This is a genomic window from Brevundimonas sp. (genome assembly GCF_030682035.1).
Classification (GTDB): domain Bacteria; phylum Pseudomonadota; class Alphaproteobacteria; order Caulobacterales; family Caulobacteraceae; genus Brevundimonas.
The window spans coordinates 130,435-145,392 of the sequence record NZ_JAUXQZ010000023.1 but is presented as its reverse complement, the minus strand read 5'-3'; the positions used below and the strand labels follow the sequence as shown (position 1 = coordinate 145,392).

Here is a 14,958-nt window from a genome sequence, read left to right as displayed (position 1 = left end):
GAATGGCTGAACGGACGCTGGATCTCGGACAATTGCAGGCCCTGCTGGAGCGGGTGCGAGGGGTCAGGGTCGCCTGCGTCGGCGACCTGATGCTGGACCGCTATGTCTATGGCGAGGTCAGCCGGATTTCACCGGAGGCGCCGATCCCTGTGCTGCGAACGCGCCGGACCATCGCCATGCCGGGCGGCGTCGGCAATGTGGCCCGCAACGTGGCCGCCCTGGGCGGCGTGGCCCGCCTTGGGGCCGTCGCGGGACAGGACGCGGCCGGCGACGAACTGGCGGCCTTGATTGCGGCCGAGCCGGGCATAGAGGACGCCGTCGAGCGCCGGGCCGGGGTGGCCACCATCGTCAAGACCCGCTTCGTCGCCGCCGGCCAGCAGCTGCTGCGGCTCGACGAGGAGGCGGTCGCGCTTATGGCCGACGAAAGTAACGCGTTTACCGGTGCTTCCATCTATCTCCTATCAGACTACGCCAAGGGTGTGGTCAGCGATCTGGTGATCGCCCAAGCCCTGTCCGCCGCGCAGAAGAGTGGTGCGCCGGTCGTGGTGGATCCCAAGGGCCGCGACTTCGCCCGCTATGGGGCGGTTGACCTGATCAAGCCGAACGCCAGCGAACTGGCCGCGGCCACGGGCCTGCCGATCGAGAGCGACGCCGAGGTCGAGGCGGCGCTGAAGGCGCTGTTGCATGCGACGACGGTCAAGGCGGTGGTGGTCACCCGCGCGGGCAAGGGGATGAGTTTGATGCGGCGTGGCGAGGCGGCGCAACATTTCCCCGGCCGCGCGCGCGAGGTGTTCGACGTTTCGGGCGCGGGCGACACCGGCCTGGCGGCGCTGGGGCTGGCGCTGGGGGCGGGGGCTTCGCTCGAGACGGCGGTGGAGTTCGCCATCCTGGCCTCGGGCGTGGTGGTCGGAAAGGCGGGCACGGCGGTGGTCACACCGGCCGAACTGATCGACGCCGAGATGAGCCAGCACGCCGCCGGGGCCCATGCCAAGGTCATGCCTCTGGAGGAACTGGCGCAGGTGGTCGAGGGCTGGAAGCGGCAGGGGCTGAAGATCGGCTTCACCAACGGCTGTTTTGACATCCTGCACCGGGGGCACGTCGCCTATCTGGCGCAGGCGCGTGGCTGGTGCGATCGACTGGTGGTGGCCCTGAACACGGACGCATCGGTCCGCCGGCTGAAGGGCGAGGGCAGGCCGATCAACGATCTGGACAGCCGTGCGGTGGTCATCGGCGGGCTTCAGTCCGTGGACCGGGTCACCGCCTTCGATGATCCGACGCCCATAGCCCTGATCGAACGGCTGCGGCCCGACGTGCTGATCAAGGGGGCGGACTACAGCCGCGAAGGGGTGGTCGGCGGCGACCTTGTCGAGAGCTGGGGCGGCGAGGTTCGTCTGGCCACGTTCGAGGACGGCTATTCGACGACGAAGACGATCGAGAAGATGAAGGACGAAGCATGAGCCGGCGCATGATCGTGGTCACCGGCGGCGCGGGCTTTATCGGCTCCAACATCGTCGCCCGGCTGTGCGCCGAGGACCGGCGCGACATCGTCGTCTGCGACCGGCTGGAAGACGCGTCCCTGGGCAAGTGGAGAAATATCGCCAAACACCCGATCGCCGACTTCTGGCAGCCCGAGGAGCTGTTCGAACAGCTGGAGCGGCACGCGGAGTCGATCGAGGCGGTGGTCCATATGGGGGCCATCTCCTCGACCACCGAGCCGGACGCCGACCTGATCCTGCGCACCAATTTCAGCCTGTCGCGCGACCTTTGGGACTGGTGCGCCCTGCGCGACGCGCGGCTGATCTACGCCTCCTCAGCGGCGACCTACGGCGACGGGGACGGCGGGTTCGAGGACGATGACAGCCTTGAGGCTCTGGCCTCGCTGAAGCCGCTGAACGCCTACGGCTATTCGAAAATGCTGTTCGACCAGTATGCGGCGCGCCAGTCGGACCGCGGCCAGTCGCCGAGCCAGTGGGCAGGACTGAAATTCTTCAACGTCTATGGGCCGAACGAGGGCCACAAGGGCGGGATGAAGTCGGTTGTGGCCCAGATCTGGCCGAAGGTTCAGGCCGACCAGCCGGTCACCCTGTTCCGCTCGCACAACCCGGCCTATGCCGACGGCGGCCAGATGCGCGACTTCGTCTTCGTCGAGGACGTGGTCGATCTCGTGGAGTGGCTGCTGGCCACACCGGAGGTTTCAGGGGTGTTCAACGCCGGATCGGGACAGGCGCGATCCTTCCTCGACCTGGCCCATGCGACCTTCGCCGCGGCAGGCAAGACGCCGAAGATCGAGTACGTCGACACCCCCGAGAGCATCCGCGACAAATACCAGTATTTCACCGAGGCCCGGATGGATCGGGTGCGGGCAGCGGGCTTCCAGGGGCAGTCGACGCCGCTGGAGGAGGGCGTCCGGCGCTATGTCCAGACTTTCCTGGCCACGGCGGATCCGTATCGATGAGGCCGGGCCGCATGACCGCGCGACAATGGATCGGCTGGATCGGCCTGACCATCGTCCTGCTTCTGGCCACGGCGGCGGCGGTGTGGCGCGGTGATATTCTCAAGGCCGGATTGGACCCGCAGGTGCCGTTCCAGACCTATAGGCCGCCGCCGGCCCCCGACTACAACGATCCCAGGGCTTGGGCGCTGCGCGATGTGCGCGGGCCGGGGTCGGGGCCCGCCGCGGTCTTCTTCGTGCATTCGACCACCTATGACGGCGGCCGCGAATGGAACGGCCCGATCGGCGATCCCGACGCGGACGCCTGGCTGAAGCGGGTGGTGCTGCCCAACTACGCCGGACCCTTCGCCCGGGCGGGCTCCATCAGCGCCCCGCGCTATCGTCAGGGCAGTCTCTACACCCGGCTGACCCTGCGCGACGATGCGCGCGAGGCGCGGGCCTTCGCCTGGCGCGACGTCGCCGCCGCCTTCGACGCCTGGATCGCGCGCCATCCGGACGGCCCGATCGTGCTGGCGGGTGTGGAACAGGGCGGCGACCTGATCGAGCGGCTGGTGCGCGAGCGGATCGCGGTCGATCCGGCGCTGAGGGCCCGGCTGGTGGCCGTCTATCTGATGGATGTGATCGTGGCCGCCGACGCCCTGTCGCCGCAGGTTCCCGCCTGCGCCGGCCGCGACCAGGTCGGCTGTATCGTGGCCTGGTCGCCGGTCAGTGACGACAACGACGGGGCGGGCCGTCGGCGGCTTCGACGCGCCCTGGTCTGGGACGGGCGGGGGCGGCTGGTGGATCTGAACGGCCGTCCGGCCCTGTGCGTAAACCCGGTGACGGGCTCGACCGATACACGCGCGGTTGAGGCGCGGCTGCATCAGGGGGCGACCAACGCCACGGGGCTGGAATGGGGCGTACGGCCAGCCTTGATGGCCCGGGAAATCGCGACCCAGTGCCGCGACGGCCTGCTGCGCCACACCGAGCCGCGGACGGAGTCGTTCCGCGAGACCGGTGGTTGGGCAGACCGAAGAAAGTCTCGTCCGTACAATCTGTTCTATGGGGACATTGAAGCAGATGTTCAGGCGCGGTTGGCGGTCTGGCAGGCGCGTTCGGCCGCCTAGGCGGGCGCGGGGGCAGGATGTCGGCCAACGGTGGGAGGCGTTGTTGCACCGTGACGAGCGTAAAGGCATCTTCAGCGAATGGATGAGGCGGAAGGTCATCGGAAACAGGCCGCTCTGGCTGCCGAGCGCGCACATTGGTTGTTGGTGCAACCGGCGACGCTAGATTCCCACGAATGGCTGCTTGTCGCCACTCTGGTCGTCGAAGCCGATGGAGCGCTGAAGAACGCTCAGGATACCGATCCGACCGTGTGTCTCCCCATCCTCGACACCGTTGTTGAAGAGTTGCGTGAAGCCACGTCGAACTTCTCCGATTCTGGCTTTCTCCGCGCGACCAAGTCTGCTCGACGACACAACCCGAGCCTCTTCGCTGCAAGACGCTGACGTCCGCTACGGGGCAAAGCGACCTTCGCCCCATGAGGTAAGGCGACGTGGGTTTGAGCTTCTTGTCATCCCCGACGTAGCGAAGCGAAGATCGGGGACGGGAGACGCCTCCTCTCTGGTCTCTCCCGGACAGCCCTCTTGGGCTGAGCCGGGAGACGGGTGGAGGCCGCTCCGATCGTGGGGGTCGCATCGCTGCCCAAGGGACAAGCCCTTGCCTTCTGTGCAGTGGCAGCCTTGCTCCCGGCTCAGCCCAAGCGGGCTGTCCGGGAGGCCGGAGAGAAGGGGGTGCTTCAACCGTCCCGGCTCTCCGCTTCGCTTCGGCCGGGATGACAAGGCATCCTGCTTCGCTTCGACCTAATCGATCCCCGGCCGGTCGTTGCGCCAGTCGAACAGGGCTTCCAGCACCTTGACCGCCTCGCCGCGGGGCGATGTCAGGTCCGGGTCGCGGCCGAGCACCAGCCGGGCGTCGTCGGCGGCCGCCAGCAGCAGCGATCGGTGCCGGATCGGGTCGGCGAAGCGATAGGCGGGGAAGCCGCTCTGCTTCAGCCCCAGCGGATCGCCGCCGCCGCGCAGGCGGAAATCCTCCTCGGCGATCTCGAAACCATCCTCGGTGCGTCGCAGGGTCTCGAGCCGCAGCCGAGCCGTCTCGCCGAGCCCGTCGTCCCCGCCGCCGTACAGCAGGATACAGGCGCTGGCCTTGGACCCACGACCGACGCGGCCCCGGAGTTGGTGCAGCTGGGCGAGGCCGAAGCGGTCGGCGTGTTCAATGACCATGATGGTGGCGTTGGCCACATCGACCCCGACTTCGACCACGGTGGTGGCGACCAGTAATGGAATGCGGCCGTCGGCGAAGTCGGCCATCACCGCCTCGCGTTCCGGTCCCGGCATCTGGCCGTGGGCGAGACCGACCTCGACCTTGAGGATGCGGCGCAGGTCAGCAGCCCGCGCCTCGGCGGCGGCCAGATCGAGGGCCTCGCTCTCGGCCACCAGCGGGCAGATCCAGTAGGCTTGGGCGCCGCTGTCGATGGCCGCCTTCAGCCGCTTCGCCACCTCGCCGATGCGGGCCAGCGGCAGGACGGCGGTCGTAACCGGCGTGCGGCCCGGCGGCTTTTCGGTCAGGCGCGACACCTCCAGCTCGCCGTACTGGGTCAGCTCCAGCGTGCGGGGAATGGGGGTGGCCGACATGGTCAGCAGATGGACGCCGCCTGTCCTCGGGTCGCCCTTGGCCTGCAGTCGCTGGCGCTCATTGACGCCGAAGCGGTGCTGTTCGTCGATGACGGCGAGGGCCAGTCGGTTGAAGCGGACGGCGTCCTGAAACAGGGCGTGGGTGCCGATGGCGACCCTCGCTTCGCCCGAGGCCAGGGCGGCCAGACGGACGCGGCGCTCGGCGGGCGTGTCGCGGCCGGTCAGCAGGATGGTCGGGACGCCGGCGGCCTCCAGCATCGGCGCCAGCCTTTGCCAGTGCTGGCGGGCGAGGATTTCCGTGGGGGCCATCAGGGCGGCCTGAAAACCGGAGGCGGCCGCGTCGGCCAGCGCCAGGGCGGCGACCGCGGTCTTGCCCGAGCCAACGTCGCCTTGCAGCAGCCGGCCCATCTGTTCGCCCGAGGCCAGGTCGCGGCGTATCTCGGCGACGGCCTGGGTCTGGGCGCCGGTCAGGTCGAAGCCGAGGGCGGCCAACAGGTGGGTGGAGGCGTCGCCGGGCGCGATCCGCGGGCCTGGCGTGATCTGGCGCGCGCGGCGGCGGCGGGCGAGGGCCAACTGGTGGGCCAGCAGTTCGTCATAGGCCAGCCGCTGCCGGGCCGGGGCGTCGGGCTCCAGCTCGGGCTCGCAGGTTGGCGCGTGCAGGGCCTCGAGAGCCGCGCGCCAGCCGGGCCACCGATTCTTCGCCATCCAGGCCGGGTCCTGCCACTCCGGCAACTCCGGCGCATGCGTCAGGGCCGCCTGCGCCAATTTGCGCACCACGCGTGAGGAGAGGCCGGCAGTCGCCGGATAGACCGGCTCGATGGCCGCGATCTCGCCGGCCTGCTCCGGCGTGTAGATGTCCGGGTGGACGATCTGCACCTCGGCGTTGAAGCGCTCAACCTTGCCGGAGACCAGGCGCTTCTGGCCCTTGGGCAGCAGGCGGTCGATGTGCTGGGCCGAGCCGCCGAACCAGATCATGTGGACGAAGCCGGTGTCGTCGGACGCCCGGACCTTGATCGGCACGCCGGGCTTGCCGGGCACGATCAGCCGGTCGATGACGACTTCGAAGATCCCGACCTGGCCCTCGACGGCGTTCACCGCCGTCATCGGCTGCCGCACGATCAGGCCGGAGGGCGACAGAAACAGGACGTCGCGAACCAGCGGCCCGGCCAGTTTCTGGACGAGCGGCAGGATCTTCGGCCCCACGCCCTTCAGGGTGGAGACCTCCGCGAACAGGGGAAAGAGACTCTGCGGCCGCATGGATCGACAGCATAGCTGGCGAAAACGAGTCTGGAACGCTATCTCGGCAGCGCGATTGAACCTGACCGACCGGGCAAGGAACCTTGTGGCCGATATTGACGCACGTCTGAAGCAACGCCTCGGCCGGATCACCTTCCGCGCATGGCGGCGCGGATTCCGCGAGGCCGATCTCGTTCTGGGTCCCTTTGTGGATCAGGTCGGGCCGACGCTCGACGAAAGCGAACTGGATTTCCTCGAGGCCCTGCTGGCCGAGGACGACGATCATCGCCTGTACGCCTGGATCATCGGAACGGAGCCGACGCCGTCGGCGCACGACACCCCCGTCATGATCAAGCTGAGGACGTTCATGCGCGACCATGTCGCCGCCGCCGTGGCCGAAGGGGCCGGTTGATGGACGGCGCCCTTCCCAAACGCAGCGATCAGGACCTGGGCGGCGCGCCCGAGGGTCTCGACGCGCTTGTCGTGGCCGAGCGGCTGAAGGCCGACGGCGGCGTCGGTTTATTCGTGGCGCGAGACTATGCCCGCATGGGCGAGTTCGTGCAGGCGTTCGGCTTCTTCGCTGACGGCGTGGACGTGGTGGAGTTCCCGGCCTGGGACTGCCTGCCCTACGACCGGCTGAGCCCGACGTCGTCGGTGTCGGCTGAGCGGATGGCGGCGCTGACCCGGCTGGCGCAGCGCGCGCGCGGCGACCGCAGACCGGTGCTGGTCGTGACGACCGTGGGCGCGGCCATGCAGCGCACGCCGCCGCGGGAGGTGACCAACGGGGCCGGGTTCCAGACCACGGTCGGGCTTGATCTCGAGACCGCGGCGCTGGAGCGGTATTTCGCGGCCAACGGCTATATGCGCGCCTCGACCGTCTCGGAAAAAGGCGAGTTCGCGGTTCGCGGCGGCGTCATCGACGTCTTCCCGCCGGGCTTCGAGGAGCCGGTGCGGCTGGACATGTTCGGCTCCGAGCTGGAATCGATCCGCACCTTCGATCCAGCGACCCAGCGGTCCACCGGCCAGCTTCGCGAAGTGCACCTCGCGCCCGTGTCCGAGGCCCTGCTGGACCCCGACAGCATTTCGCGCTTCCGCACCGGCTATCTCGACCTGTTCGGTGCTGCCGGGGACGACCCGCTCTATTCGGCCATCAGCGAGGGCGCGCGGCGGCAGGGCATGGAGCACTGGCTGCCGCTGCTCTACGACCGGCTGGAGACGCTGTTCGACTATCTGCCCGACGACGCCCGCCTGTTCCTCGACAATCAGGTCGAGGCGGCCCGGAACGAGCGCTGGAACCTGACCCGCGACGCCTGGGAGGCCCGGCGGGACGCCTCGATGGGCAAGGGCGGGGCGGCCTATCGCGCCCTGCCGCCCGAGCGGCTGTATCTGGGCGAGAGCGACTGGAACAGCGCGCTGGCAGGGCGCTGGGTACGGCGGCTGTCGCCCTTCCATGGCCCCGGCGAGGACGCCGGCGGTCGGCTGGGCCGCAGCTTCGCCGCCGAGCGGGCGCAGGACAGCGTCAATCTGTTCGAGGCCGTGGCGCGCCACGCCGAGGCGGTAAAGGCCAAGGGCAAGCGGGTGCTGTTCGCGTCGTGGACCGAAGGCTCGTCCGAGCGCTTGGCGGCCATGCTGGCCGATCACGGGCTGGAGCATGTCGTCGCAGTGCGCGGCTGGGCCGATGTGCTGAAGGCGCCGAAGGACCTTTATCTGCGCGGCGTCCTGCCGGTCGAGCACGGGTTCGAGACGGATGCGATCGCCGTCATCTCCGAGACCGACATGCTGGGCGACCGGCTGGCGCGGCCCAAGAAGAAGCGGCGGGCGTCGAACTTCCTGGCCGAGGCGTCGGCGCTGACCACGGGTGATCTGGTCGTCCACCTAGATCACGGCATCGGCCGCTATGAGGGGCTGAAGACGCTGGAGATCCAGCAGGCGCCGCACGACTGTCTGGAACTGCTCTACGCGGGCGACAGCAAACTCTATCTGCCGGTCGAGAACATCGACCTGCTGACCCGCTATGGTTCGGATACCGACGGGGCCCAGCTGGACCGGCTGGGCGGCGCGGCCTGGCAGGGGCGCAAGGCCAAGGCCAGGGCTCGCCTGCGCGACATGGCCGAGGGTCTGATCGCGCTGGCGGCCAAGCGGTCGCTGCGGACTTCGGAGGCCATCGTACCGCCGCAGGGCCTGTTCGACGAGTTCTGCGCCCGTTTCCCTTACGAGGAGACGGACGACCAGCTGAACGCCATCGGCGACGTGCTGGAGGACCTCGGCAAGGGCACGCCGATGGACCGGCTGATCTGCGGCGACGTCGGTTTCGGCAAGACAGAGGTGGCGCTGCGGGCCGCCTTCGTCGTGGCGATGACGGGCCAGCAGGTGGCCATCGTCTGTCCCACGACCCTGCTGGCGCGGCAGCATTTCAAGACCTTCAGCGAGCGGTTCGCCGGCTGGCCCATCAAGGTGCGCCACCTGTCGCGGATGGTCACGACCCGGGACGCGGCCGAGACGAGGGCAGGCCTCAAGGACGGCTCGTTCGAGATCGTGGTCGGCACTCATGCAGTGCTGAGTGATCAGGTTTGGTTCAAGGATTTGGGCCTTGTTATCGTTGACGAAGAGCAGCATTTCGGCGTCAAGCACAAGGAGAAGCTGAAGGGTCTCCGCGCCGACGTCCACCTGCTGACCCTGACCGCCACGCCGATCCCCCGGACGCTGCAGATGGCGCTGTCGGGCATCCGCGAGATGTCGATCATCGCCACGCCGCCGGTCGATCGTCTGGCGGTTCGCACCTATGTCACGCCGTGGGACCCGGTGCTGGTGCGCGAGGCTTTGCTGCGCGAGAAATACCGCGGCGGTCAGGCCTATTATGTCGTGCCGCGCCTCGCCGACCTGCCGGACATCGAGCAGTTCCTTCGCGAGAAGGTGCCGGAGATCAAATTCGTCGTCGGCCACGGCCAGATGTCGCCGACCCAGCTGGAAGACGTGATGAGCGCCTTCTACGACGGCAGCTATGACCTGTTGCTGTCGACGACCATCGTCGAGAGCGGGCTGGACGTGCCGACGGCCAACACCCTGATCGTGCACAAGGCCGACATGTTCGGCCTCGCCCAGCTGCACCAGATCCGCGGCCGGATCGGACGGGCCAAGGCGCGGGCCTTCGCCTATCTGACCACGCCGCCGAACAAGCCAATCAGCCTGTCGTCCGAGCGGCGGCTGCAGGTGCTGCAGTCGCTGGACAATCTGGGCGCCGGGTTCCAGCTGGCCAGCCACGATCTGGATCAGCGGGGCGGCGGCAATCTGCTGGGCGACGAACAGTCGGGCCATATCCGCGAGGTCGGGGTCGAGCTGTACCAGCAGATGCTGGAGGACGCCGTGGCCGAACTGCGCCAGGCGGGCGAGGGCGGGGGCGTGATCGACCGCGGCTGGTCGCCGGCGATCAACGTCGGGGCGGCGGTGCTGATCCCGGAGAACTACGTCCCCGACCTGAACGTGCGCCTGAGCCTGTATCGCCGCCTGTCGGACGCCGAGAATTCGGAGACGCGCGAGGCGCTGGCCGCCGAACTGATCGACCGGTTCGGACCGTTGCCGGACGAGGCCAAACAGCTGCTGCGCATCGTCGGCATCAAGGCCAACTGCAAGACGGCCTGTATCGAACGCATCGACATCGGGCCCAAGGGCGCGGTGCTGACGCTGCGCAACAACGAATTTCCCAATCCGATGGGGCTGGTCGGCCTGATCCAGAAGAACCACGCCTTCTGGAAGCTGCGGCCCGACCAGAAGATCGTGGTCAAGGGCGACTGGGACACGGCGGCGGAGCGGCTCAAGGTGGCGGAACGGATTACGGCCGATCTGGCGCGGGTGGCGACAGCCTGAGGCTGGGAACCGCGCGGCCCCCGCTTTAGGCTGACCTCCGCGAGTCGCGGCCGTCAGCCGGCGACGGGAGGGACGGCCATGGCGCGCAAGCCCACGACATCCATTGGCGGCCGCAAGCGCGCCCCGACCGTGAAAAAGGCGGCGCCCGGCGTCGCCGTGCCCGATACGAGTTCGCCGCCGCCCGCGCCGCCGGAGCGCAAACCGATCTGGACCCATCTCTATTTCCAGGTCCTGTTCGCCATCACCCTCGGCGCCCTGATCGGCCATTTCTGGCCGGTCTTCGGCGAGAGCCTGAAACCGCTGGGCGACGCCTTCATCCGGCTGGTGAAGATGATCATCGCTCCGGTGATCTTCCTGACCGTGGCGACCGGGATCGCCCACCTGCGGGACCTGGGCAAGCTGGGCCAGGTGGTGGGCAAGGCCTTCGCCTATTTCCTGACCTTCTCGACCCTGGCCCTGATCATCGGGCTGATCGTGGCCAATGTGGTGCGGCCCGGCGCGGGCATGAACATCAATCCGGCGACGCTCGATCCGGCGGCGGTCGAGACCTATGTCGCCAAGGCCCATGACACCGACATCGTCGGCTTCCTGATGAACATCATCCCCGAGACGGTGGTCGGCGCCTTCGCCGGCGGCGAGATCCTGCAGGTCCTGTTCTTCGCCATCCTGTTCGGCATTTCGCTGGCCGTCATCGGCGACCGGGCCCAGCCGGTCCTGACGCTGTTGGAAAGCGTGTCCGAGGCCTTCTTCAAACTGGTCGCCATCCTGATGAAGGCGGCGCCGATCGGGGCGTTCGGGGCCTTCGCCTTCACCATCGGCCGGTATGGCATCGAGTCCGTCATCAACCTCGCGGCGCTGGTGGCGACCTTCTACCTGACGTCGGCCTTATTCGTGGTGGTGGTGCTGGGCCTGGTGGCCCGGTTCAACGGCTTCTCGATCTTCAAGCTGATCCGGTATCTCAAAGAGGAGCTGCTGCTGGTGCTGGGCACCTCATCGTCCGAGGCGGCCCTGCCCAGCCTCATCGAGAAGATGGGCCGCGCCGGTTGTGACAAGTCGGTGGTCGGCCTGGTCGTTCCGACCGGCTATTCGTTCAATCTGGACGGCACCAACATCTATATGACGCTGGCGGCCCTGTTCATCGCCCAGGCCTGCGGGGTCGAGCTGTCGCTGGGGGATCAGCTGCTGCTGCTGGCCGTGGCCATGCTGAGCTCCAAGGGGGCGGCGGGGGTCACCGGCGCCGGATTCATCACCCTGGCGGCGACGCTGGCGGTGGTGCCCTCGGTGCCGGTGGCGGGCATGGCCCTGATCCTCGGCGTCGACCGATTCATGAGCGAATGCCGGGCCCTGACCAATTTCATTGGCAACGCCGTGGCCACCATTGTTGTGGCGAAGTGGGAGAACGGGCTGGACCGCGAGGCTTTGAACATGGCGCTCGCGAGCCATCCGACTCCCGTCGCCGTCGGCAGCCGGGAATCAGACGACGACTAAACCTTTCGCGGCGCGTTCCAGTTCGGCGATGTTGAGCCGCTTCATCTCCATCATGGCGGCAAAGACGCGCTTGCGCACGGCGAGGTCGGGATCGGCGAGGAAGCGATTCATCGCATAGGGCACGATCTGCCACGACAGGCCGTAGCGGTCCTTGACCCAACCGCACTGTTCGGCCTCCGGGACCGCTGAGAGGGCTTCGGTCAGGCGGTCGACCTCGGCCTGATCCTCGCAGTCGATTTGCAGCGAGATCGCTTCGGTGAATGAGAAATGCGGGCCGCCGTTCAGGGCGGTGTAGCGAGTTCCCGCAAGGGTGAACTCGACCAGAAGGACGTCGCCGGCCTTGCCGGCGGGATAGTCGCCGGGCGCGCGAACGACGGCGTCGATGCGGGAGTCCGGCAGGAGGGAGACATAGAATCCCGCGGCCTCCTCGGCCTGTTTGTCGAACCACAGGCAGGGAATAATCTTCTGGCGCGAGGGCAGGGCGGTCATGACGGGCTCTCCTTTGCTGACAGGAGAGGTATATTTAACTACAGAGTTAAATGCAAATGCCCGGGTCGGCCGGAGTCGTCAGCCGCACCGGAACCAGTCTGTGGAGCCAACGACCCGGACCTGATACTCCTCCAGCGTATCGTTGGTGCTCCAAGAGCGATCTCCTGGCGTGTCGGCGGTTCGGGCCCAACGGTGATATCCTTGATCAACCGGTGGTCCAAAGTACCAGTGCACCCGCGGGTACTTCATGGACATGTAGCTTGCAGAAGGCAGCCCGTAGTGTGGCATAGGGGCGATGACCCGATAACGATGCCCTCCCGCGTCCCACGACCCGCTCCCGTCGCATTCTCGCTGCATGGAAACGAGGAAATGGCCCGGGGCCTCGAGGCATTGAATATCCTCGTCAGAGCAGTCGATCAGCTCCCAACTCCATGAGGGTGTCGTCACCCGCATGGCCTCTAAATCCAGGGTCATGCCGCCAAATACCTCGGGCTCCGGCGTCGTGGGCGCGATGGCGCACGCGCTCAGGGCCAAGCAAGCCACGAGTGGAAGCGCGACAACGAGGGCTGGCTTCGCGCGAGATGTCGGGGCCACTGTGAAGAACTCCGGTGCGATCTGGTAAGCCAGCAGCCCGACCTGATGTATCGAGTCAACAATAAGAGCGAAGTCCCATGCTCACCCTCTACGGCATCCCCAATTGCGACACGGTCAAGAAGGCGCGCGTCTGGCTGGACCAGCACGGCGTGGCCCACATCTTCCATAACTACAAAAAGTCGGGAATCGACCGGCCCCGTCTGGAGGGCTGGGTCGCCGAGCATGGGTGGGAGACGGTGCTGAACCGCGCGGGAACGACGTTCCGGGCGTTGCCGGACGCCGACAAGGCCAACCTGGATGCGGGCAAGGCCGTCGCCCTGATGCTGGCCCAGCCGTCGATGATCAAACGGCCGGTGCTGGATATGGGCGACCGGACCCTCGTTGGGTTCAAGCCCGAACGATACGCTGCAATCCTGACCTAACCTTCGACGGCGACCTCGGGCCGGTCGTGGCCGTCGGCGCGCTCGGTGATCCAGCGGCCGGAGGGATCGGCGAATTCGATCAGCGTGTCCTCGTCGGGCACCTTCTGTTCGCGCGACGCCGCGATGGCCGCGGCGCGGGCGGCGTCGTGATCGGCGAAGGTCTCTGACCAGGTCTCGCCCAGACGATAGGCCCAACCTCCGTCGTGTTCGACGATGCGATAGGTGAACTGGGCCATGGTGCGGTCTCCGGCGTAGCTGCGTTCGCAAGCCAACGCGGGGCGGGTAGCGGCGTTGCATGCAGACTTCCCGGCGGGAGGCCGGAAAAACTCACATCGACTGCATCTACTGGCGATGACGGCGCCGATTACCCTATGAAAGCGTGGGCGATGGGCTCCGTGCGATGAGGGGTGACGACGATGGAAGACCTGTTCCGTTCCTACTGGTGGCTGATCTTCCCGATCGGCTGGTTCGTGGCTTCGGGCTTTTCCAGCCTGCTCAACTACCGCCGTCAGAAGGATACGTTGAAGCTGATCCAGACCTATGCCGAAAAGGGTCAGGAGCCGCCCGCGGCCCTTCTCAAGGTGCTGGAACGCCCGATCGATGCCGACGACGACTCCTGGCATACGCGTCGTGAAGGTCGGCCCGGCGATGGCTCCTGGTTCTCGGTCGTGCTGTTCGGAGTCATGGCGGCGGGCTTCGGCTACGCCAGCTACACGGACATCTACGGCGCGGGCGACGCCTTCCTGATCGTCAGCTTCGTGCTCAGCGCCCTGGCTCTGGCCTCGCTGGTCGCGGCCCTGCGCAGCGGCGGGCGCGGCCCGCGGGTCTGATGCTGGTCAGGAATCAGGGCCATGGGGGGACTACAGACCGACGCCGAGTTGGTGGGCCGGGCGCTCGCCGGCTCGGACGTAGCCTTTTCACGGCTGATCGAGCGGCATCAGGCGGCGGTGCGCGGCTTTCTGCGGCGGATCCTGGGCGGCGGCTGGGCCGAGGCGGACGACGTGGCCCAGGACGCCTTTCTCGCGGCCTGGGGGGCGCTGCGCTCGCTCAAGGAGCCCGCCGGGGTCCGCGCATGGCTGTGCGGCATCGCCTGGCGCAAGGCCCAGGACCGCATCCGCTCCTCGCGGCGAAGCGCCGCCCGCGACACCCTCTGGTTGGAGACGGTCGAGACGCCGGTCGGGGTCTCGCCGGAAGACCGGATGTCAATGACGGCCGCCATGGCCGAACTGCCGCCCGATGTGCGCGCCTGCGTGGCCCTGTGCCTGGCCGACGGCTGGTCGCATGGCGAGGCGTCGATGGCTCTCGGCTTGCCGTTGGGCACGGTGAAGTCGCATGTTGCACGCGGACGGGCGCGTTTGCTCAAGGCGCTGGGATGTCCGGATGACGCCTGAACAGAAACTGTCCGCCTTGTTCGCCGCCGAGGCGCCGCCCGCGCGCGACTACGCCTTTCAGGCCCGCATGGCCCAGGCGATCGCCCTGCGCCGGGCGTGGATGACCGTGGGCGCCCTCGTGCCCTGGGCCGTGGCCGCCGTTGCCGTGCTGTGGGCCCTGATCCCGGTGGTCGGGCCCATGCGCGACAGTCTGGGCGCCGCGCTCGCGCCGGCCTTGACCAGGCTGGCGGGGGCGGCGGTCACTGCCGTCGTCGCCCTGTGGCTGTCGCGCCGCTTCAACGGCCGTTTCCGGGGCCCTTTCAGCGCACGCTGAGGATTGGTCCGGGTGGTCTCGACCGCCTTACGAAAGT

At 67.9% G+C, this 14,958-nt stretch carries 14 protein-coding genes; 11 read left to right on the top strand and 3 right to left on the bottom strand.

Annotation, left to right across the window (positions count from 1 at the left end; genetic code table 11):
* The first annotated feature begins 2 nt into the window (after positions 1–2).
* The 4 genes from rfaE2 to Q8K49_RS05220 all read left to right on the top strand — a co-directional run bounded on the left by rfaE2 (position 3) and on the right by Q8K49_RS05220 (position 3,939).
* On the top strand, positions 3–1,457 hold the full coding sequence (gene rfaE2 / locus Q8K49_RS05235; protein WP_305304591.1) for a D-glycero-beta-D-manno-heptose 1-phosphate adenylyltransferase: 1,455 nt from the start codon (positions 3–5) through the stop codon (positions 1,455–1,457).
* Positions 1,454–2,455: an ADP-glyceromanno-heptose 6-epimerase gene (gene rfaD / locus Q8K49_RS05230; RefSeq protein WP_305304590.1), complete on the top strand. Its 1,002-nt coding sequence runs from the start codon at positions 1,454–1,456 to the stop codon at positions 2,453–2,455. Before rfaE2 ends, rfaD begins: the two co-directional genes overlap by 4 nt.
* Positions 2,456–2,466: 11 nt before the next feature.
* Entirely contained in the window at positions 2,467–3,558 is a 1,092-nt protein-coding gene (locus Q8K49_RS05225; protein ID WP_305304588.1) for a DUF3089 domain-containing protein, read from the top strand.
* 78 nt (positions 3,559–3,636) lie between these two features.
* Entirely contained in the window at positions 3,637–3,939 is a 303-nt protein-coding gene (locus Q8K49_RS05220) for a hypothetical protein (RefSeq protein WP_305304586.1), read from the top strand.
* A 354-nt stretch (positions 3,940–4,293) separates the two neighbouring features.
* Here Q8K49_RS05220 and recG read toward each other — a convergent pair whose 3' ends face one another.
* A complete protein-coding gene (recG, locus tag Q8K49_RS05215; protein ID WP_305304585.1) occupies positions 4,294–6,381 on the bottom strand; it encodes an ATP-dependent DNA helicase RecG in 2,088 nt (695 codons plus the stop codon).
* 55 nt (positions 6,382–6,436) lie between these two features.
* Here recG and Q8K49_RS05210 point away from each other — a divergent pair, with 55 nt between their 5' ends.
* The 3 genes from Q8K49_RS05210 (at position 6,437) to Q8K49_RS05200 (ending at position 11,712) form a co-directional block, all read left to right on the top strand.
* Entirely contained in the window at positions 6,437–6,772 is a 336-nt protein-coding gene (locus tag Q8K49_RS05210) for a succinate dehydrogenase assembly factor 2 (RefSeq protein ID WP_305304583.1), read from the top strand.
* Positions 6,772–10,224 carry a transcription-repair coupling factor gene (gene mfd / locus Q8K49_RS05205; protein WP_305304581.1) on the top strand — a complete coding sequence of 1,151 codons (3,453 nt, stop codon included), beginning with the start codon at positions 6,772–6,774 and terminating at the stop codon, positions 10,222–10,224. The genes Q8K49_RS05210 and mfd overlap by 1 nt, the downstream gene beginning before the upstream one ends.
* Before the next feature lie 78 nt (positions 10,225–10,302).
* Positions 10,303–11,712 carry a dicarboxylate/amino acid:cation symporter gene (locus Q8K49_RS05200; RefSeq protein ID WP_305304579.1) on the top strand — a complete coding sequence of 470 codons (1,410 nt, stop codon included), beginning with the start codon at positions 10,303–10,305 and terminating at the stop codon, positions 11,710–11,712.
* On the opposite strand, the gene Q8K49_RS05195 is transcribed toward Q8K49_RS05200, so the two are convergent.
* Entirely contained in the window at positions 11,698–12,201 is a 504-nt protein-coding gene (locus Q8K49_RS05195; RefSeq protein WP_305304578.1) for a VOC family protein, read from the bottom strand. The two genes, Q8K49_RS05200 and Q8K49_RS05195, sit on opposite strands and share 15 nt — an antisense overlap.
* Before the next feature lie 671 nt (positions 12,202–12,872).
* On the opposite strand from Q8K49_RS05195, the gene Q8K49_RS05190 reads away from it, so the two are divergent.
* A complete protein-coding gene (locus Q8K49_RS05190) occupies positions 12,873–13,217 on the top strand; it encodes an arsenate reductase (protein WP_305304576.1) in 345 nt (114 codons plus the stop codon).
* On the opposite strand, the gene Q8K49_RS05185 is transcribed toward Q8K49_RS05190, so the two are convergent.
* A complete protein-coding gene (locus tag Q8K49_RS05185) occupies positions 13,214–13,453 on the bottom strand; it encodes a hypothetical protein (RefSeq protein WP_305304575.1) in 240 nt (79 codons plus the stop codon). The two genes, Q8K49_RS05190 and Q8K49_RS05185, sit on opposite strands and share 4 nt — an antisense overlap.
* A gap of 180 nt (positions 13,454–13,633) precedes the next feature.
* Between Q8K49_RS05185 and Q8K49_RS05180 the strand changes: the two genes are divergently transcribed.
* Genes Q8K49_RS05180 through Q8K49_RS05170 form a run of 3 tightly spaced genes read left to right on the top strand, consistent with a single transcriptional unit; the run spans position 13,634 to position 14,921 of the window.
* On the top strand, positions 13,634–14,047 hold the full coding sequence (locus Q8K49_RS05180; protein WP_305304574.1) for a hypothetical protein: 414 nt from the start codon (positions 13,634–13,636) through the stop codon (positions 14,045–14,047).
* Between the two features lie 21 nt (positions 14,048–14,068).
* Positions 14,069–14,608 (top strand): RNA polymerase sigma factor, encoded by a 540-nt coding sequence (locus Q8K49_RS05175; protein ID WP_305304572.1) that lies wholly within the window; start codon positions 14,069–14,071, stop codon positions 14,606–14,608.
* Positions 14,598–14,921: a hypothetical protein gene (locus Q8K49_RS05170; RefSeq protein ID WP_305304570.1), complete on the top strand. Its 324-nt coding sequence runs from the start codon at positions 14,598–14,600 to the stop codon at positions 14,919–14,921. The genes Q8K49_RS05175 and Q8K49_RS05170 overlap by 11 nt, the downstream gene beginning before the upstream one ends.
* Positions 14,922–14,958 lie beyond the last annotated feature (37 nt).